The organism is Allorhizobium sp. Av2, assembly GCF_021462805.2.
Taxonomy (GTDB): Bacteria; Pseudomonadota; Alphaproteobacteria; order Rhizobiales; family Rhizobiaceae; genus Allorhizobium; species Allorhizobium vitis_G.
Genome location: NZ_CP192696.1, coordinates 2,907,501 through 2,927,269, shown reverse-complemented (window position 1 = coordinate 2,927,269; position 19,769 = coordinate 2,907,501). Strand labels below are relative to the sequence as shown.

The 19,769-nt window shown below is 57.7% G+C and carries 15 protein-coding genes (1 of these 15 only partly in view); 2 read left to right on the top strand and 13 right to left on the bottom strand.

The genetic code is table 11. From position 1 onward, the window contains the following. Nucleotides 1–12: 12 nt before the first annotated feature. Nucleotides 13–1,923 carry an alpha/beta fold hydrolase gene (locus tag FS819_RS13725; protein ID WP_156551477.1) on the top strand — a complete coding sequence of 637 codons (1,911 nt, stop codon included), beginning with the start codon at nt 13–15 and terminating at the stop codon, nt 1,921–1,923. On the opposite strand, the gene FS819_RS13720 is transcribed toward FS819_RS13725, so the two are convergent. From FS819_RS13720 to epmA, 7 genes are all read right to left on the bottom strand, one after another. Then, nucleotides 1,903–4,350, bottom strand: coding sequence for a glycoside hydrolase family 2 protein (locus FS819_RS13720; RefSeq protein WP_156551476.1), 2,448 nt, complete (start codon nt 4,348–4,350; stop codon nt 1,903–1,905). The two genes, FS819_RS13725 and FS819_RS13720, sit on opposite strands and share 21 nt — an antisense overlap. 154 nt (nt 4,351–4,504) lie before the next feature. After that, nucleotides 4,505–5,470 (bottom strand): DUF1839 family protein, encoded by a 966-nt coding sequence (locus FS819_RS13715; RefSeq protein ID WP_156551475.1) that lies wholly within the window; start codon nt 5,468–5,470, stop codon nt 4,505–4,507. A 2-nt stretch (nt 5,471–5,472) separates the two neighbouring features. Beyond that, nucleotides 5,473–6,381, bottom strand: a complete 909-nt coding sequence (locus FS819_RS13710; RefSeq protein WP_156551474.1) for an amino acid--[acyl-carrier-protein] ligase — start codon at nt 6,379–6,381, stop codon at nt 5,473–5,475. Between the two features lie 4 nt (nt 6,382–6,385). Further along, nucleotides 6,386–7,600, bottom strand: coding sequence for an acyl-CoA dehydrogenase family protein (locus FS819_RS13705; RefSeq protein WP_156551473.1), 1,215 nt, complete (start codon nt 7,598–7,600; stop codon nt 6,386–6,388). After that, nucleotides 7,600–7,851 carry an acyl carrier protein gene (locus tag FS819_RS13700; protein ID WP_156551472.1) on the bottom strand — a complete coding sequence of 84 codons (252 nt, stop codon included), beginning with the start codon at nt 7,849–7,851 and terminating at the stop codon, nt 7,600–7,602. Before FS819_RS13700 ends, FS819_RS13705 begins: the two co-directional genes overlap by 1 nt. Nucleotides 7,852–8,083: 232 nt before the next feature. After that, complete coding sequence (locus FS819_RS13695) at nt 8,084–9,133, bottom strand: lysine-2,3-aminomutase-like protein (RefSeq protein ID WP_234625068.1); 1,050 nt, start codon at nt 9,131–9,133, stop codon at nt 8,084–8,086. Beyond that, complete coding sequence (gene epmA, locus FS819_RS13690; RefSeq protein WP_197434246.1) at nt 9,130–10,203, bottom strand: EF-P lysine aminoacylase EpmA; 1,074 nt, start codon at nt 10,201–10,203, stop codon at nt 9,130–9,132. The genes FS819_RS13695 and epmA overlap by 4 nt, the downstream gene beginning before the upstream one ends. 162 nt (nt 10,204–10,365) lie before the next feature. On the opposite strand from epmA, the gene efp reads away from it, so the two are divergent. Further along, complete coding sequence (gene efp, locus FS819_RS13685; RefSeq protein ID WP_070167034.1) at nt 10,366–10,935, top strand: elongation factor P; 570 nt, start codon at nt 10,366–10,368, stop codon at nt 10,933–10,935. A 220-nt stretch (nt 10,936–11,155) separates the two neighbouring features. Here the strand turns inward: efp and FS819_RS13680 are convergent, their stop codons facing one another. The 6 genes from FS819_RS13680 to FS819_RS13655 all read right to left on the bottom strand — a co-directional run. Continuing rightward, nucleotides 11,156–12,607, bottom strand: a complete 1,452-nt coding sequence (locus FS819_RS13680) for an efflux transporter outer membrane subunit (RefSeq protein ID WP_156538578.1) — start codon at nt 12,605–12,607, stop codon at nt 11,156–11,158. A gap of 112 nt (nt 12,608–12,719) precedes the next feature. Beyond that, the gene (locus tag FS819_RS13675) at nt 12,720–15,854 is read right to left on the bottom strand and encodes an efflux RND transporter permease subunit (RefSeq protein ID WP_156551471.1); all 3,135 of its coding nucleotides are present in this window, start codon (nt 15,852–15,854) and stop codon (nt 12,720–12,722) included. Between the two features lie 44 nt (nt 15,855–15,898). Continuing rightward, nucleotides 15,899–17,134 carry an efflux RND transporter periplasmic adaptor subunit gene (locus FS819_RS13670; protein WP_156551470.1) on the bottom strand — a complete coding sequence of 412 codons (1,236 nt, stop codon included), beginning with the start codon at nt 17,132–17,134 and terminating at the stop codon, nt 15,899–15,901. A gap of 172 nt (nt 17,135–17,306) precedes the next feature. Continuing rightward, on the bottom strand, nt 17,307–17,813 hold the full coding sequence (locus FS819_RS13665; protein WP_234890377.1) for a TetR family transcriptional regulator: 507 nt from the start codon (nt 17,811–17,813) through the stop codon (nt 17,307–17,309). A gap of 167 nt (nt 17,814–17,980) precedes the next feature. After that, nucleotides 17,981–18,931: a phosphoribosylaminoimidazolesuccinocarboxamide synthase gene (locus FS819_RS13660; RefSeq protein ID WP_156551468.1), complete on the bottom strand. Its 951-nt coding sequence runs from the start codon at nt 18,929–18,931 to the stop codon at nt 17,981–17,983. Nucleotides 18,932–19,147: 216 nt separating this feature from the next. Beyond that, nucleotides 19,148–19,769, bottom strand: the 3' portion of a protein-coding gene (locus tag FS819_RS13655; RefSeq protein ID WP_156551467.1) for an energy-coupling factor ABC transporter permease. The gene runs 32 nt beyond the window's last position; only the last 622 of its 654 coding nucleotides appear in the window; the start codon falls outside the window, past its right edge — the gene reads right to left on this strand; the stop codon is at nt 19,148–19,150.

Sequence of the window (19,769 nt, the reverse complement as noted above, 5' to 3'; positions counted from 1 at the left end):
AAGGGCAGGTTGATGGAAGCGATAACCGAGCGGGTTGGCCCGGCATCTGGCCAGCGGCTTCAGCCGCACCAGCATGCTGTGGCTCAGCCGGTCAGCTTTGCTGGCACCTTCGGGCTCTATCAGCCGGCGGAGGGCGCCAAGCAAGGTGTGGTGCGCAAATGCGCGGTGCTGTTTCTCCAGCCCTGGGGCTTTGAGGAAATGTGCACGCACAAGCTTTTCCGCATCATTGCGGAAGAACTGGCGTGTGAGGGCATTGCCAGTCTGCGCTTCGATTATCCCGGCACGGGCGATGCGCTGGACCCGCCGGACCGAACGCTTGGCCTGTCGCTCTGGCAAGATACGATCCGCGCGGCGCTTGAGGTGCTTGCCGAAAAGACCGGCGGCCTGCCGGTGATTTTACTGGGGCATGGGCTGGGTGCATCGCTTGGCGTGGGCATGGCCGCAGAACTCGATGGCCTGGCGGGATTTGTCGCCATGGCTCCCGTGGCCTCGGGTCGTGCTTATCTCAGGGAATTGCAGTTCTGGGCGCGGGTCATCGATGACGGATTGGGCCTGGCCGAACATTTGCGCCTTAGCGGGATGACGGCCATTGCCGGGCATGTGATGCCGGATGCAAAGGCCTCGGCCTTGAAGAAAACTGATTTTTCCGCCGTGCAGCCGCATCGCTCCATTCCACATCTGTTCGTCAACCGGGCGGATCGGCCCGGTGACGGGCAAATGGCAAAGCAGTTGGAAGCGAAAGGCGCCCGCGTCGAGAGCATCGACTATCCGGGCTATGATGCGATGGTCGGCAATCCCGCTATGGCCCGCATGCCCATGGTGGCGGCTGAACATGTCATCAGCTGGATCGTTCGCCGGGCGGCGGCGCTTGGCGAGCAGAAGCGTCCGTTGGCTATCGATCCTTCAGCAGTATCCGTACAGGATGAAGATCAGGCGCACCTGGATGGCGGGGATTTTCGCGAGACGGCCCTTCGGTTTGGCCGAGGCAAACGGCTTTATGGTATTTTGTGCGAGCCGACTGGACCCCGCAGTGGCGCAAGCGTTCTGTTGCTCAACACTGCCTATGACCGCAGTGCGGGATGGGGACGCTCGGGTGTCGCCATGGCGCGCAAGCTTGCAGGCGACGGTATTGCCTCTCTGCGCTTCGATGTTGCCAATGTCGGCGACAGCCCGCCGGTGCCGGGCCTGCCGGATCAGGTGCTTTACGCCGAAACCCAATATGACGATGTGGAAGCCGCGCTTGCCGTTCTCGAAGAGCGTTCACTGCTGCCCAGTGTGGTAGCCGGACGGTGCAGTGGCGGCTATCTCGGGTTTTCCTGCATGACCAAGGATCACCGCATTGCCGGAGCCTGCCTGGTCAATCCCTTCGTCTTCTATTGGGATAAGAGACGGCGCGTGGAAGACGGGCTAGCCGTGGTGCCGCGTTCGCTCGATACCTACAAGCATCGGCTGTTTCAGATGCAAACCTTGCGGCGTCTCTGGCGGGGCAAGGTGGATGTGAAGAACGCGACCCGCAATTTCGCTCTGGTTGGCGTGCGTCGTGTGTTGAACCGCCTTGGCCTCGCCCAGGTCTTCAGCCGCGATGTCCGGCTGGAACATTGGGCCGTGCGTGTTGCCTTTGCCGCTCTCGCAAAGCGAAAAACGCCGCTGGTGCTGCTCTATAGCGAGCAGGACGTTGGTCTTGACCATTTCTATCAGCATTTCGGCTCGCAGGGCCGTAAGTTGGAACGCTATCCCAATGTCCGCACCGACATTCTGGCGGAGACGGATCATAATTTTTCTCCCGCCGCTGCCCAGCAGCGCTATTTCGAGGAAATCAAGGCGCTGGCGATGACGGTTCAGGCGTCGAAATTGCCTGCCCAGCAGATCAAAGCCGGTGTATCCGCAGGCAAAGAACCCGTCTCAGAACCGGAAGCGTCGTAAGGCAGAGCCACTGAGGATTTCGCCGCTGGGTTTCTCCGGTGTTAGAAGCCTGACCCGGCGGGCAAAACCCGGCGCCAGATGAAAGAAATCATCGGTGCTGCGGCCGTCTTCAAGGGCGATATGGACGGATTGGGCCAGCCGGTCGGTTTCCAGCATCAGCCACCAGCCATCCTTTTCCTGCGACAGCGTGGTACGGATCTCTGCGTCATGCATGGCCGGGGCGCGGCCTTGCGGGAAGTGAAAGGACTGACTGACGATCTCGCCGTTTTCCGCGTTGCTCAGGGTCGCCACAGTGACGTCATGGGCGGGCGGCCCGAAGCGGAAGGCATAGGTCGTGTCGAAAAACGCTCCAAACAGATCTGTGGCATGCAGTGTTATGCCGCTCTGCGGGGGCAAGATGACGGCGCGCCTTGCGGCTACGACCAGCGATTTACCGTCGCGCAGGCAGGTGAGATCCAGGGTCAGAGTATGTTGCCGCATCGTGTCATTGCAAAGATGCACATCAAGCCCATTGGTGCCTTCATCGGTCATGGTGATGCGGATGGGGTTGAAGGCGCGCCGCGCTGCGTACCAGACGGGTTTCGGCGTACCGGTCGCATCCACCAGTCCCCAGCCGGGACCGATGGTCAGGTCCTGAAAAGTCCAGATCAGCGCGCCATTGCAGGATGAGCCGGGACGTCGCCATTCCGCATAGGTTTCCTCCAGTACCTCTCCGCTGACCGCTCGCGACAGATGCAGGTAACGCGCCGGATTTTCCCGGCGCAACCGGGCCGGATCGACACCGTAGAGCAGGGCGAGATAATGGTCGCGAATATCCTCGAAATCCCAGGAGGCACCCCGGTCTCGCGGCACACGCGTCTTCCAGCGAGGATCATGAACCGGCGACACGGACAAATGGCTGTCGAGCGTCTGTTGCTGGGGGACATGGGCAAAGGCCAGGCATTCGGCGGCAAAGCGGATATGGGCGCGGCGTGCATCCTCAAGCGGGCGGCAATAGGCGCCAACGCCGTAATAATGGGTGACGCCGGTATCCGGGCTGAAGGGCATTGTGCCACCCATCGGTGAATTTTCCACATAAGGCAGATGTGGTGCAAAGCGCGCGCAGAGCTGCGGCAGAAGGCTGGTGAAGACAGGGCCTTTCCAGCTGGTTTCCGGCAGGCCCAGCATGGCGCCCTGCTGATAGACTTCGCTGCCGCCGCACAGGATCGCCAGCGAGGGAGAGGACTGTACGGCGCTTAACAGTTGCTCCACTTCCCGGCGGATATGGTCGGAAAATGCCTCGTCGGCAGCGGGATAGTCGAAATTGGCCAGCATGATATCCTGCCAGACCATTAGGCCCAGCTGATCACAGAGCCTGAAGAAATCAGCGCTTTCATAGGTCATGGTGCCGCCAATGCGGATCATGTTCATGCCAGCATCCGCGGCCATGCTCAGCCAGGACGCATAATCCTCGGCGGTGCTGGGCAGGCGGGTCAGGTTGGCATTGGTCCAGACGGCACCCCGGCAGAAGATTTTCACGCCATTGACGAAGATCGCGAAATCCTTGCCATCCGCGCCCCGGTCAACCCGGATGCGGCGAAATCCGGTGAGACCAAGCGAATGCGGCTTTCCATCCAGCGTCAGGCGAATGTCGTGCAGCACCGGCTCACCATGGGTGCGCGGCCACCAGGGCGCAACAGTGGGAAGACGAAGCTGGCCCGCGACATGGCCGTCGGCATCGGCTTTGAGATCGAGAGTCTCACCCGCACATGTCACGGATATGGCTGTCACACTGCCAGTCAGCTGGAATGCGATGTCGAGCAGCCCGGTGCCGTTTTCATCGAGATCGGCGTGCAGCGCGAGGTCGGTTATCGTGCTTGTGCCGGGGCGGATCAGGCTGATTGGCCGATACGGCCCGACTGCATGAATATCAGGGCACCAGCCTGGCATATGGCCAAGGGCGGTTGTGCGCACCAGCCGCAGGCCCTGGTCGCTCATCATCTGCGGTCGCCAGCGGGCTCTTGGGCCTCGTCTTTCCAGATGAGGCTTGAGCGCGCGAAAGCAGATCGACAGGTCGTCCGAGCCGGTCAGGATTACATCGACATCATGGGCCTCGAACATGCTCTGCGATGACAGGATCAGCCTGTCGTTCAAATAGACCTCGGCAATGGTCGCCAAGCCTTCGAAGCGCAGCACCGCAGGGCCGGGCTGTTCGCCGGTCAGGGGGCGGAGATACCAGATGTCCTTGCCATGCAGCGGGCTTGGATGATCAGGATCGAATAGGCCCGCCTTGGTCAGCGCCTGGGCAACGGTGCCGGGTACTGGTGCCTGAAGGCGGGCGCTGGCGCGGTGCAATGCCTTCGGGCTGTCATAGGTGCCTGGCTCGCAGACCAGCAAGGTCCAACCGGCTTCCAGTGGGCGGATGTCGGCATCGAGATAGGTGATCATCGGCTATGCGTCCCTTTAGAGCATTTCCAGGAAAAGTGTGAAGCGGTTTTACGTCCGGAAATGCGCAAAACAAAGACCTGGAGCATTTCCGCGATTCAACGAAGCGCTGAAATGCTCCAAAAGCAAGACGGTGCCTGAATGACCCGATCTGGTCTCAGCCGATCTTGCTGGCAAGCCCCGTCATCAGCCTGTCCCATGCGTCAATCGCGGGGTCAAGCGCTGCTTTCAGTGGTTCGAATTTCTTGCGGGTGATGGCGCGGGCCAGCTGGAACTGGACCGTTTTTGCCAGTTCGGAAATCCGCAATGCTTCGGCAATTTCGCTCGTATAGCGCCCATCTGCGGCGAGCCAGTGCAGATGACTGGCCAGAAGCTCGAAATTCGCCCCGAATTGCCGCAGTGTGTTGAAGGCATAGGTATGAAAATAGCCGAAGGGCCGCTCCGCGATGGCTTCCACCTGGGCCGGAAAAACCTCTGCAAACGCCGCAAAGGGATTGTCTTGCGGGCGGCGGGTAAAATGAAAGGCGAAAAGCCGCTCAGCGACCTGACGCAGATGCGTCTCGTCAGGCCGAGTTTCGGGGAATTTGGCAAATTCGGCATAGGGCAGGAATGGAAGTGCGGTCTCCGGTGCTGCTAATTGCCAAATTCCGTCGAAATCCTCGGCTTCGAGCCGGAAAAATCCGCCATTGTGGAAATAATCCATTGAGCGGCCTGCGAGATCCAGCCGGTTGATACCGACCGTGGTCTTGCCGTGGTGCTGGCGATAACCGACACCAGCGGTGTCTGGCATGAAATAGCTGTCCATTTCGACAAGGCACAACCGGCCACGGCTGATCTGCTGGGCCACATGCGTCTCGGCCCGGTCGAAAATTGCCAGCTCCGTGACGCGGATACCGTAAAGCGCTTCGAGATCTTCCAGTGGCACCTTGAAGAAGGTGAACTGGTCGCCCTCGAAATCCTGGGTCAGGGTAAAGCCCAGCATGGCCTCCGGCGGCAGGCCCAGCACGGACAGGACCTCGATCCACAGATCGACATAGCAATTGGTTTCCGGCCACATGCGCTCCGCCGAATGCAGCAGATGGGGAGTATAGCGAGCCGGATCGAGCGGCAGGACCGTGGTCATCGTCAGCCCCAGAGTGCGCTGCGCACCGATTGTGGCCAGGCCTTGACGTCCAGCCCGTGGTGATGGAACAGCGCCAGCGCGATCCGTTCCAAACCGAAACCGACGCAAGCGGTATGGGCAACCGAACCATCTTCCAGGTTCAGGCCCCATTTGCTGCCAAAGGCATCCTGATGATAGTTGAAGCTCATGCAGGCCGTGGGTTTATCGACCGAGGTGATCGGGATCAGCAATTCGAATTTCAGGTTCTGGTCGCGCTGGTTATTGGCCAGCATCTTGCCGGCGCGTCCGAAGAACGGATCGTTGGCAATGTCGATTTCAACCGGCAATTCCACCTCTTCCATCATTTTCAGGCCGCGATCCATCCAGGTCTGGCGAAAATCGGTGACATGGCTCTCGGAACCCATGCAGACATATTCGCGCATGCGAAACAGCTGCTGGCGGGCCGGATCGGTCGAGGGTTCATGGCGGAAACAATAGGATTGCAAGTCAAACAGCGCGCCGGAGGCGGCAATCGGACCACGCTTGGCAATCGTCGGATAGAGTGGATAGCAGGCGGCGGGCGTCAACACGATATCCGTCGCTTTCTGGTCCTTCGTCCAGTCCTCATCGGCATCCATGCATTTCAGCAGGCTGACATGATCGAGCTCGTTACCGCAGAAGCTGTGCACGGTGCCGGCCAGCTGCGGAAAGCTCTTCATATAGCCGCTGGTCTCGAAAAAAGCGCGGTTCATGCCCGGCGGAAAGCGCAGAGCTTCAGCACCATCTGCGCCACCGAACCGGTCGATCAGCCGCTCGAAAGCGGCGATCACATCTTCGAACTGGCCGCTGCGGCCATAAAGCCCGTCCACGCCAGTATCGATCAGCAGGCCGGCATCGAACAGCCGGTCCAGAAAATTGGCTTGCGTATCCATTTGCTTACCCCAGCAGACGTGTGTCGAGTTTGTGGACCAGCAACATCGTTGATGTGTTGGCGAGAATGCGATCATTGGAAATCATCAGCCGGGCGGAATGCGCGTCGCGCAGATGGCGGCCAAGGCTGTAGGGTGTGCCGTTTTTGTAGCCCATGATGCCGCAGATCAGCATGGCCTGATTGATGATGTCGATGATCGTCTCGGACGAGGCAATCTTGACATTGTTCATCGCCACCGAAAAACCGAAGGACGACAGCTTGTCGCCGTCATTTTTGGCCTCTTCATAGGCTTTGAGCGCCGCCACCACATTGGAGCGCACCAGCTGCAACAGATTGGCGGCTTGCGCCAGATGCAAGGCACCGGGCGGCATCTGGCCTTGTTGCGAGCTGTTCTGGCTCTTGCGGGCGGCGGCGCGCACGAAGCTCTGTGCTCTCGCCACAGCATCAACGGCGATGCCGTACCAGACGCCGCTCCACAGAATATGGGAGGCGGCCAGCATCGACTGGGCGGCAATGTCGGCAAAGGGTTTTGGCAGGATCTGGACGGCGGGCGCTTCGCCCTTGAACAGGAAGCCATCGGACCGAGTGCCGCGCATGCCGAGTGTGTCCCAGTCCACGGTCTTGTCCAGGCTATATTGGCCCTTGAGAAATACGGTCATGACCTGGTCGGACGGTGCGGCATCCTTATGGGCGCGCGAGGTGATCAGGATCGCATCGGCCTCTGATCCATAGGAAATGACGGTGGCGTCCTTTTCCAGCCGGCAGGTGTCGCCATCGACCTCAATGGCGCAGATGGAATTGCGCAGATTGCCGCCAATGCCGCCTTCGGTCGTCGCGGAGCCGAGCAGCAATTGTTCATCGGCAACCCGTGCCATGAAGCTGCGCTGCCAGGCATTGTCCTGGGCATGTTCCACCAGGCTTGAACATTTGATGTGATGCATGGCGAAAATCATCGCGCTGGAGGCGCAGGCCTGGCCAAGCGTGGTGCAGATCTCGGCAATTGCGGCAAATCCGGCATTTTCACCGCCAAGTCCTGCGGGGATCTGGATGCCGAGCAGCTGCTCTGCCTTCAATGCGTCCACGGTCTCGCGCGGAAACCGGCCTTCGCGGTCGACATCCTCGGCATATTTCGCGGCAATAGCGGCAACGCGGGCTGCCCGTTCGGAGAGATTACCGGCGGGAGTCCTGACGTTGAGGGCGTGAGTAGCCGGAGCGGTCATCAGGCGACCTTCCGACCCTCCAGGATCTGGCGCACCGTGCGTTCGATGGCCTCGATGCTGGCAAAGGATTTGCGGTTGAGCAGATGGTCGGGAAATTCAATGTCGAAGGCTTCTTCTATGCCGAGCATCAGCTGCACCGATGCAAAAGAAGACAGTCCTAGCGCATAGAGATCGGCATCTGCCGAGATCTCTGTAACGGCAACCTGTAAGCCGCCAACTCTGCCCAGAATAGTCCGAATGGTCTCGTTCATCTCAACCCCTCATAGGAAATCTGTCTGATCAGGAGAATTGCAATAGACCAGAAATCGTAAGATTAGGCTAATATGAATATCTCAATTCTTTTGATCCTGTCTAAAATTCTACCAGGATCGTTGAAATTTCAAATCTTTAAGGTTTAATATTCTCGGCTTTTTTTGGGTTTATCTGAATTTTATAAAGGTTGTATATTTTAAAATAATATACTTTTGATTGTGGTGGCTATTTCTATTGATCACGATAAATATGGTGATGTCCATGGAAGTCCGTGACCCGATAATGATCGCCTTCCTTGCTGATCCGGCTCGCATCGATCGGCGCCTTGCCGTGGCCGCCGGGAATATCCAGCACGTAAGTCGGCTGACAGAGACCCGACAGATGCCCATGCAGGGCCGAAACGATCGCCTGGCCTTCCTCTATGGTGAGGCGGAAATGGCCGGTGCCGGGCGCAAGATCGGGGTGATGCAGGTAATAAGGCCGGATATGCATGTCGACGAAAGCGCGCATCAGATCCGCCAGCACGGCAACATCGTCATTGACGCCCTTCAGCAGCACTGTTTGACTTAAAAGCGCAAAGCCAGCTTGCAGGAGCATTGCGCTCGCCGCCCGGGCTTGTGGCGTCAGTTCGCGTGGGTGGTTGGCGTGTATGGCGATATAGGTGGTCTTGCCGCTCGCCTGCAAGGCTTCGATCAGATCCTTATCGATACGGGCCGGATCGGCGACGGGAACACGGCTGTGAAACCGGATGATCTGGACATGATCGATGGTGCCCAATTGCTGCAAGATCGACCGCAGCCGGCGTGGCGACAGAACAAGCGGATCGCCGCCGGTAAAGATGACTTCCCAGATATCCTTGTGGTCACGGATATAGGCAATGGCGGCGTCCAGCGCCGGGCCTGAGAGCAGGCCATCGCCTTCCGGCCCGACCATTTCGCGGCGAAAGCAGAAACGGCAATAGACCGGGCAGCTATGCACCACCTTCAACAGAACCCTGTCGGGATAGCGATGGACAATGCCTTCGACCGGGCTGTGGGCATGGTCACCGATCGGATCGGCCCGCTCCACCGGCTGATGCTCCAATTCACCGGCTTGTGGCACGAATTGCGCGGCAATCGGGTCTTTGGGGTCGTTTGGGTCGATCAACGCCAGCATGACGGGGGTGATGGCGATGGCGTAGCGGGCAGCGACCGCTTCCAGTTCCGCACCGGTTTCAGCAGCAACAAGTCCGGTCTCGACCAGTTCTCCGACAGTTTTCACGGTTCTGACGGGAGCGGTCACGGTTGCGGCTCCGCCACCGGTGTCCACAACACCTGCTCGATCCGCTGCGCACCGGTCGCCAGCAGCACCAGCCGGTCGAAGCCGAGCGCGATGCCTGAGGCTTCCGGCATGATGGCCAGCGCCTCCAGAAAATCCTCGTCCAGCGGATAGGTCTCGCCGTACACCCGCTGCTTTTCCGCCATTTCCAGCATGAAGCGACGGCGTTGCTCCTGTGGATCGGTCAACTCGCCAAAGGCATTGGCCAGTTCGACACCGCAGGCATAAAGTTCGAAACGTTCGGCGACGCGCGGATCGTCGGCCGCAGGCCGGGCAAGGGCGGCTTCCGCCACGGGATAGCGATCGAGAATGGTGGGCCGGCCAAAGCCCAGATGCGGTTCGACTTTTTCAACGATCACCCGGCTGAACAGATCGGCCCAGCCATCGTCTTCGGCAACGCGCATGCCTACCTGCCGTACCTGTGCGGCCAGATGGTCGCGGTCGGTTTCGCCGCCGGCAAACACGCTGCCCAGAAGATCGATGCCCGCATGGCGCGCGAAAGCATCCGCAACGCTAAGCCGCTCAAACGGCGCAAAGGGATCGCAGACGCCGCCGCGGAAGGAAAATTGCCTTGTTCCTGTCGTTTCGGCGGCAAGGGCCAGGATGGCGGCACAATCGTCCATCAGCCGCTCATAGGGTTCCCCGGCGCGATACCATTCCAGCATGGTGAATTCCGGGTGGTGCAGGGGACCACGCTCCCGGTTGCGATAGACATGGGCAAAGCAGGCGATCCGTGGCTCGCCGGCGGCCAGCAGTTTCTTGCAGGCAAATTCCGGTGATGTATGCAGGTAAAGAGGATACGCCTGCCCGTCATTGCCAATGGCGCTCGTTGCGAAGGCATGCAAGTGCGCCTCGTTGCCGGGCGAGATCTGCAAGGTTGCGGTGTCGATCTCCAGGACGTCGTTACGGCTGAAATAGAGCCGCAGGGCGGCCTGGATGGCATTGCGGCCAAGCAGGAAGGGGCGGCGGTCTGCATGGACCCGCGGTGTCCACCAAGGGGAGGCGGAGAGGCGCTTTTCGCTCATTCCAGTCATTGCACTCTTAATCTTTCGTCCTTGGCCGGCAATTCGGCTGCAACACGGGCTGGCTATTTCGGCAAATTTGGGTTAGGTGCGCCCCATGCAACGTCACAGCATGTCAAAAGGGCGCCGGGTCGTCCTTTACGATGTGTGTTTGAGAGATACAAGGAATTCCGAATGGTCAAGGTCATCGCCTCTTCGGTCCGCAAGGGCAATGTTCTCGAAGTCGACGGCAAGCTCTATGTCGTGCTTACCGCGCAAAACTTCCATCCCGGCAAAGGCACGCCGGTGACCCAGATCGACATGCGCCGCATCGTTGACGGTGTGAAAGTGTCGGAACGCTGGCGCACGACCGAGCAGGTTGAGCGTGCTTTTGTTGAAGACGTCAACCACCAGTTCCTTTATGAGGATGGTGAAGGCTTCCACTTCATGAATCCGGAAAACTACGACCAGATCGTCGTTGATGTCGATACCATGGGTGACCAGAAGGCCTATCTCCAGGAAGGCATGACCTGCGTTATTTCCATGTATGAAGGTGTTGCGCTGGCGCTTGACCTGCCGCGCCACGTGACCCTGGAAATCATGGAGACCGAACCGGTTGTCAAAGGCCAGACGGCATCCTCGTCCTATAAGCCTGCGATGCTTTCCAATGGCATCCGGACCCTGGTACCGCCGCATATCAATGCCGGAACCCGCGTGGTGATTGCCACCGAAGACAATTCCTATGTCGAGCGTGCCAAGGACTGATGTTCGGCACTCCGGCGCTTCGAGCTGTCGTTTCTGCCTGATGTTTGATTAAAGAAAAGCCCGGCTTGCTTTCGCGAGCCGGGCTTTTTGGTGTCATGCGGGAGCTTTAAAGACGCTTGCGCTCGGTGCTGTCGGCCACACGCAATGCAAACAAAATGACCGTCAATAGAAAACGCCCGGCGATCAGGATCGCCGGGCGTGTGCATGAAAAGTCTGATGCTTACTTGGCTTTGGCAAGTGCGGGCGGGATATCCGCAGGCTTGACAGTGGCTTCAATAGCCTGGGCCTTGCCATTGAAATTATAGCCGCCGCCAATGGCCACATTCAGTGTCACATAGTCATTGGCCATTTGCTGGATCGACTCGGCAAGGCTGGCCTGAGCGGTGGTCAACTCACGCTGAGCATCCAAGACGTCGAGCAGGGACGAAGCGCCGTCCTTATAGGATGCGGTCGAAAGTTCGAGCGCTTCCTTATAGGACTTTACATAGGCGCGATTGGCTGCAACGGCGCGAGCATCGCGGTTATAGGCAGCAAGCGCGCTTTCAACGTCTTCGACGCCGTTCAGCACAGTCTGCTTCCAGGCCAGGTATTTTTCACGAGCGACCGACTGGGCGTTCTTGACATTGGCACGCAGCGTACCGCCATCGAAAATCGGCAGGTTGAGCGACGGGCCGAAGGACCAGGTATTGGCTGTGCCGTGGGTGTTGGAATGCACATAGGACGGCGAAATCGAGCCGCTGAGCGTGATCGAAGGCAGCAACTGCGCCTGCGCATTGCCGATGTCGTAAACGGCGGCGGCCAGATCGCGTTCGGCCTTGCGAATGTCAGGACGGTTGCGGATCAGATCAGCCGGAATTCCCGACAGAACCACACGACGGGCAACCGGCTGAGGAGCATGCTTCTTCAGATCGTTGATGAGCGTCGAGGCCGGAAGGCCAAGAAGCGTCGAGATATGATAGGCATTGCTATAGAAGTTGGCTTCAAAGCCCGGAATATCCGCCAACTGCGAGTTGACCAGACCTTCGGACTGCACGACGTCGAGGCGCGAAGCAGCACCGGCCTCAAGCTGCAGCTTGGTCAGCGCAAGGGTTTCGCGGCGAGATTTGACGGCTTCGTTGGCGATTGCGATTCGAGCCTGATAGTAGCGGGCATCGATATAGGCTGTTGCCAGATCGGAAAGATAGGTCAGGCGAGAGGTATCGACGCTGGCATAGGCGGCATCAAGCGATGCAGTAGCGCTCTGCTTGGCGCGGCGATATTGACCCCAGAGATCGAGAAGCCAAGACGCGGAAAGTTCACCTTTGGATTCCCAAGCGCGAGGTTGAGAATTATAGCCGCCATTGGTCTGGCTGCCGCTTTCGCTTGCCGTGCCCGTCAGGCTTGGCAGGCCGCCCGCAGATGAGGTGACGACGGTCGCGCGCGCCTGTTCGATCCGCTCCAGTGCTTGTAGAACGTCAAGATTCTGGTTGACGCCCTGGTTGATCAGCGTGTTGAGGCGCGCATCGTTGAACGCCGTCCACCACTGAACGGTGGTTGTGTCCTGCGCAGATTTGGTCCCACCCTCTGTAAATTTGGCAGGAAGTGCGGTTTGTGGCGGGCTGTGCTCGGGCCCCATCACGCAACCTGACAGAAGCAGCATTGCAAAGGGCGCAGCTAAGCGTACGGAGACCATCTATTCTATCCCTGTTTCAATCCGAAGGCGCGCCGAGCAAGCAATGGGCCGCGACCGCCACAATCTCGAAAATGCCGCGCTTTTTTTGGGAGCGCGGCAACTGTTTTTTAACCTATCGTTTCTGCTCAGCTTGTAACAGCTCTTCTTTGGCTTTTGCACGGTTTGAAGCGCGTCTGACAATGACAAAAAAGGATGGAACAAAGAAAATTCCGAGCAGTGTTGCAGAAAGCATACCACCGAGTACGCCGATGCCGATTGCATTCTGCGCTGCAGAGCCCGCGCCAGTAGCGATTGCCAGCGGAACGACGCCCAGAATGAAGGCGAGAGAGGTCATGATGATCGGCCGAAGACGGAGTCTTGCCGCCTCCAGGGTCGCATCCATCAGGCTCAATCCGTGTTCCTGTCGCTCCTTGGCGAACTCGACGATCAGAATGGCGTTCTTTGCCGCCAGACCGATTGTGGTAAGCAGCCCGACCTTGAAGTAGACGTCGTTGTCCTGCCCCATCAAAGTTGCTGCCGCAACGGCGCCAAGAACACCGATCGGCACGGCCATGATCACCGAGAAGGGGATCGACCAGCTTTCGTAGAGTGCCGATAGGCATAGGAAGACGATCAACACCGACAAGGCGTAGAGCAAGGGCGCCTGCGAGCCTGACAATCTTTCCTGATAGGAGATGCCCTGCCAAGCGACGGTGTAGCCGCCATCCATCTTGGAAACCAGACGTTCTACTTCATCCATTGCGTCGCCGGAGCTGACGCCGGGCGCCGCAGAACCGTCGAGCGAGAAGGCGGTGACAGCGTTGAAAGCCGAAATCGAAGGAAGCCCGTTTACCCATTTTGCGTCCGTGAACGATGAGAAGGGGACCATCTCATTGCTCGAATTGCGGGCATCCCAATATTTTATGTCCTCGGCCTGCATGCGATAGGGGGCATCGGCCTGGACATAGACCTTCTTGATCTTGTTGTTCAGCGTAAAGTCATTGACATTGGTGCCGGCGAAAATGGTCGTCAGCATAGAGTTGGCGTCGGAAATCGTCACGCCCATGGCGCTAAGCTTTTCCTGGTCGAGAATAAGCTTGACCTGACTTTCCTCATCGCGGTCGTTCGGGCGCATGGCGGTGATAACGCCGCTGCTATTGGCCTGCGCCAGCAGTTGTTTCGCAGCGATCGACAGTGCTTCCGAGCCGTGGTTCCCGTTATCAACGAGATACAAGGAAAAACCGCTGGAATTGCCCATGCCCTGAATGGCCGGTGGCAGAATCGGAAAGACCTGCGCTTCACGAATGGTCATGAAATAACCCATCGCTCGTTGGACGATGGCACTTGCGGCCATATCCGGCTTCTTGCGCAGGTCGAAATCCTTCAGCTTGGCGAAAACCAGGCCATAGTTCTGGCCGCTTCCGTTGAAGCTGAAACCATTGACGGCGAAAACCGAATCGACAACGCTGCTTTCCTTGTCGAGCAGGTAATCCTCAACCTTTTTCATCACTTCGCCCGTCTGCGCCGAGGTCGAGCCATTTGGGAGCTGGACGATCGTCATTAGCACGCCCTGGTCTTCCTGCGGAAGGAAGGAGGAGGGCAGGCGCAGGAACAGCCAGGCGCAACCGCCGACCAGTACCGCGAATATCAACAGAAGCCGGAGCGGGCGCTTCAGCAGGTGACCAATGGACCATACGTAGCCATTGGTCGTGCGGTCGAAATTGCGATTGAACCAAGCGGCTGGACCGGTCGTCTTCCTATGACTCTTGTCTATCGGTTTCAGTATCGTCGCGCAAAGCGCAGGTGTCAGGACCAGTGCGACAACTGCTGAAAGCAGCATCGCCGAAATGATGGTGACCGAAAACTGACGATAGATAATGCCGGTCGAGCCACCGAAAAATGCCATGGGAACGAACACGGCCGTCAGCACCAGGGCGATGCCGACGATGGCGCCAGTGATTTCACCCATGGATTTCTGGGTCGCCTCCAGGGGGGGCAGGCCCTCTTCGGTCATGATGCGTTCGACATTTTCCACCACGACGATGGCATCATCGACGAGAAGGCCGATGGCAAGCACCATGGCGAACATGGTCAGTGTGTTGATCGAATATCCCGTCAGCGCCAGAATGCCAAACGTACCAAGCAAAACGACGGGCACGGCGATCATCGGAATGAATGTCGCCCGCAGGTTCTGTAGGAAGATCAACAAGACGAAGAAGACGAGGACGATAGCTTCAATCAGCGTATGAACGACCTTTTCGATCGAAAGTGATACGAAAGGCGTTGTGTCGTAAGGATAGATGATGCTGACATTCTGGGGCAATGCCGGAGCGATCTGCGCCAGCTTGGCCTTCACACGGGAGGCCGTATCGAGAGCATTCGCTCCCGTTGCAAGGTTAACCGCGAAGCCGGATGCCGCCTGACGGTTCGACCGCGAGGTGGAGGTGTAGCTTTCCTGGCCGATTTCAACCCGTGCCACATCGCTCAAGCGGACATTTGCACCGCTGGTATCGACCTTCAGGATGATCCGCTCAAAGTCCGACACAGTGGTCAACTGGCTCTGAGCTGTCATCGTGACGTTGATCTGCTGTCCCTCGACAGCTGGAAGACCGCCAACCGAGCCAACCGAAATCTGGGTATTCTGTGCTTCAATGGCTGAGGTGACATCCGCAGGTGTCAGCTGAAACTTGCGCAGCTTGAAGGGATCGAGCCAGACGCGCATGGCAAAGGCGGAGCCGAAGGCATTGATATTGCCGACGCCTTCCAGGCGCTTTACCTGGTCTTCGATCTGAGCGGAAAAGATATCGCCGAGGTCTGCTGAGGTGCGCTTGCCATCCGTGGACACGAGGGCGCCAACCAACAGGATACTGGAGGTCGATTTCGTCACTTCGATGCCGAGATTTTGCACTACGGACGGTAATTGCGATTCCACCAGTTGCAGTTTGTTCTGGACCTGGACCTGGGCCATGTCCGGATCGATACTGTTGTCGAAGGTCAACGTGATGGATGATGATCCAGACGTCGATGAAGAGGTCATATATGTCAGTCCATCCAGCCCCGTCATTCCGTCCTCAATGATCTGAGTAACGGTCTTCTTGACGGTATCGGCGCTGGCACCTGTATAGGTGGCGCTGATTTTTACGGATGGTGGTGCGATTTCCGGGTATTGCGAAATCGACAGGCTGGTGATCGCCAGCCCGCCACCCAGCATGATCACGATCGCGATCACCCAGGCGAAAATCGGTCGCCGTATGAAGAATTTTGACATGAGTTAATTCCTGATCACGATGTTGCAGGAGATGTCCTCTGACATCATGATTTCGGTGCTTCCGTCGCAGTCTTGCCTGCTGCCGGCGCAATAACAAAGCCCTTGGAATCGATTTCCGAGGGAACCGGCTTGACCGTGGCGTTGTCGGTGATCGACTGGAAGCCATCGAGGATCAACTGGTCGCCTTCCTTGATGCCGTCATTGACCAGCCAATTGTTGCCAGACAGCTTGCTGCTGCGGAATGTCCGGGTTTCAACTTTGTTGTCTGCGTTTACGAATTTGGCGGTCAGGTCGCCATTGGCATTGCGGCTGGCAGCGCGCTGAGGAATGAGATAACCGTCTTCTTCGCCAACGGTGATCGTAGCACGGACATACATGCCGGGCAGGATGAGATTGTCCGGATTGTCGAACAATGCACGAATCGTCACTGTTCCCGTTGAGGTGCTGACCGCCATTTCAGACATATCGATCTTGCCGACATGCGGATAGTCAGTGCCGTCCTCCATCGTCAGCCGGATATCGGTCGTCTCGGCATCCGCCTTGTTGCCGTTGCGCTTGAGATTGCTGGCGGCGATGGCGGCGCGCAGGCGCAGGAGATTAACGCTGGATTCGTTCAGGGAGATATAGATCGGATCAATCTGCCGCAGAGTCATCAACGATTCTGTCTGGCTGGCCGTGACCACGTTGCCGATCGAATAATTGGTCGCCGATGTGACACCATCGAAAGGCGCCTTTACGGATGTCAGATCCAGATTGATCTGCGCGGTCTGAAGAGAAGCGCGCGATTCAGACACGGATGCCTTTGCCTGGAGCAGTGTCGTTTGGGCATCTTCATATTCTTTTTGCGATGCACCAGTATTGGCCAGACGCTCATAGCGCTGGAGATTGGCCTGGGCAGCCGGGACGCTCGCCTCAGACTTTTCCAAGGTAGCCTTGGCTTCATCCAACGAAGCCCTATAGGTATCCTCGTCGATCTTGTAGAGCAGATCGCCAGCCTTGACGAAGCTGCCTTCCTTGAAGGCGATTTCCTTGATCACGCCGCCGACCCGTGGACGAATGTCAGCAGATTGGAAAGCTTCCGCGCGGCCCGACAAGACGGTCGTCAGCGGTGCCGTGGATTTTTTAATTGCAAGAACACTCACCGGGCTTGGTGGTCTTTCGCCTCCGGGCCCCCCTGGTCCTCCCGGGCCGCCGGCTTGCTTTTTCCCGTCATCGCTGCATCCGCTCAGCGCAATCGCCGCCACGAGAATAATGGATGACAGGGTGAGATGTCTGGCCATGCGCAGATCCTAATTTCCGAGATAGTCTTGTTCTGACAGTTTCAGTAAAAGAAAATGATCACAAGACAATAACATTCCGTAACCGCTCTATCGACCGATGTTTTTTGCGCTATGGCATCAAGGACACGGCTCGCCTACAAACGGCTTATCTTGTGACGTAAATTAACAACCGTCACTTTGCAAGTGGATTTTGCAGTGCGGTAGTCACCAGGCCAATCAGATCCCGGCAGCGAATATGGAGAATCTCGGGCTTTTCCCGCGTGATTGAAAGTGGATGGATAACCCCTTCCAAAGCGGTGGCAATGACGGATGCAGTATGACGCGGATCGGTTACGAAAAAGTCGCCCGTCGCCACGCCTTCAAGGACGATGGTTTCGAAAATTGCGCAAATCTTTTCCCTGTAGAGATCGGCGGCGGTGAGTTCCAGATCGGTGGTCAGCACGATCATTTTGAACAGGTGCGGATTGTCGCAAACGTCCTGCAGCAGTTTGGTCAGGAGCTGCTCGGCCATTTGCAGCAATTTCATCTGAGGTGAAGGAAGCAGTTCCAGGTCAGCGAGCCCGGCCATTAGTTTTTCGAGATGGGCTGTCGCGATCGCATCGACTAGCGCGGTTTTGGAATGAAAATGCTTGAATACATTGGCCGGAGACATTTCCAGCTCGGCTGCGATATCCGCCATCGCTACCTGTTGGTATCCGCGCTGGCGAAACAGTTCCTCCGCTGCGCGCAGGATTTCCTGGCGAGTTTCTGCCGCCGGACGACGTGACCTGCGCGGGCGGCATGGTTCCCGCTTGCCAGCGCCTCGTCCGGTGGGTTTGCCAGTGCTTTTTGGCGCTGTCATGATCGTCAGCGCCGGTCGAGATAGGAAAACAGATTTGCTTTCACGCGATCTAAGGGGGTTTCACCGGAGTTATCGGCCTGGAACGTCAATCCTGTGATGGCCTCATAGGCCTGGATATAGACTTTGGAAGTTGCCTCGACCAAGTCCTGTGGAATTTCTGGAATGTCGTCCTTATACGGATCGCATCGTTCCGCCACCCATGACCGTACGAAGTCCTTGTCGAAGCTGGCCGGCCGGGTTCCCTGCGCAAAGGCCTGTTCATAAGTTTCGGCAATCCAGTAACGGCTGCTATCTGGTGTATGGATCTCATCAGCCAGAAGGATGTTCCCGGCCTCGTCTGTGCCGAATTCATATTTGGTATCGACGAGAATAAGGCCGCGTTCTGCCGCCTTCTGTTGGCCGCGCGCGAAAAGAGCCAGCGCATATTGAGAAAGCTGCTGCCATTGATCAGGTGTCAGCAGGCCATTATCGATAATTTCTGCCGGTGTCAGCGGTGCATCGTGACCACCGTCAAATTCCTTGCTGGTCGGCGTAATGATCGCCTGCGGCAGTTTCTGATTATCGCGCATGCCGTCTGGCAATGTCATGCCATACATCGTTCGCTGCCCCTTCTTATAGAGTGTCAGGATCGATGTTCCGGTCGTGCCGGCCAGATAGCCGCGCACCACCACTTCCACAGGCAGGATCGTCAGGCGTTTGCCGATGACAATGGCAGGATCGGGATAGGCTATGACATGGTTGGGACAAATATCGGCGGTCTGCTCGAACCAGTAGCGCGCCGTCTGCGTCAGGACCTGACCTTTATAAGGGATGCAAGCCAGGATACGGTCGAAAGCGCTCAAACGATCTGTCGATATAATGATACGGCTGCCATCCGGCAGATCGTAATTTTCCCTGACTTTGCCGCGATAATAGTTGGGAAGCTCGGAAAAAAAAGCTTCTTTCAAAATGCGCATCGCTCGGCCCCTTTTATGTCGCTGCCATCTCGCGTTGGTGATCTGGTTCAAGCGCGTAAATCAATTTTATAGCTCAAACACGTCATGAACATTCCAACCGGCTGCTCTCAACATGATGCAGTCCTAGCGCGCCTAACCCATCGCGGTGGGATTTTCAAAGAAAAAAGCGCGCGGCCAACGCACGCGCGCCTCTCATTCTCTTAAATTGCGCTGATCTCAGGCAAAGGTCAAACGGTCGATCTCGGTGATCTGGCTGGTCACGCGAAGGTGCCTTATTCGCCGCACGGCGAGCACGATGATAAACGTGATGCATGCCTCAATGGCAAAGACTGGTGCATAAGCAATGACCCAGCGCCCCCAGTCGGCAAAGGCAAGACCGTCGTTAGAAATAGCCAGCCAGAAACCGACCATGGCCGACACTCCGGCATAATAGGTGGCATCCAGCCCCAATACCCTGGCGAGATTGAAGCGCTTGCCGACTTCTCCAGAGAAAAGACGCTTCCCAAGCGTATAATGCACCAGCATCATCGGCAGCATCAGTGATAGGGCATTGACGCCGAGATGAGGAATGTCCCCCGGCTCGAATAGAAATGCCTGTAGGACGAGGCCAAGCGCAAAGCCAAGCATGGCGGGCGTAAAGCCGAAGAGAAGATAAATGGTGGTCGCCCCGATTAGGTGCAATTCCGATGGCCCTACTGGCAGATGCCAGACCTGCATCATGATTGAGAAAGCAACAGCGGCAAGCGCCGTCTTAGGGAGCATCAGAGGATGACGCCAAAGTGCAGGCAGTTGAGAGGCAACCAGTGACAGCGCTGCGGCATTGGCAAGGGCTATCCTG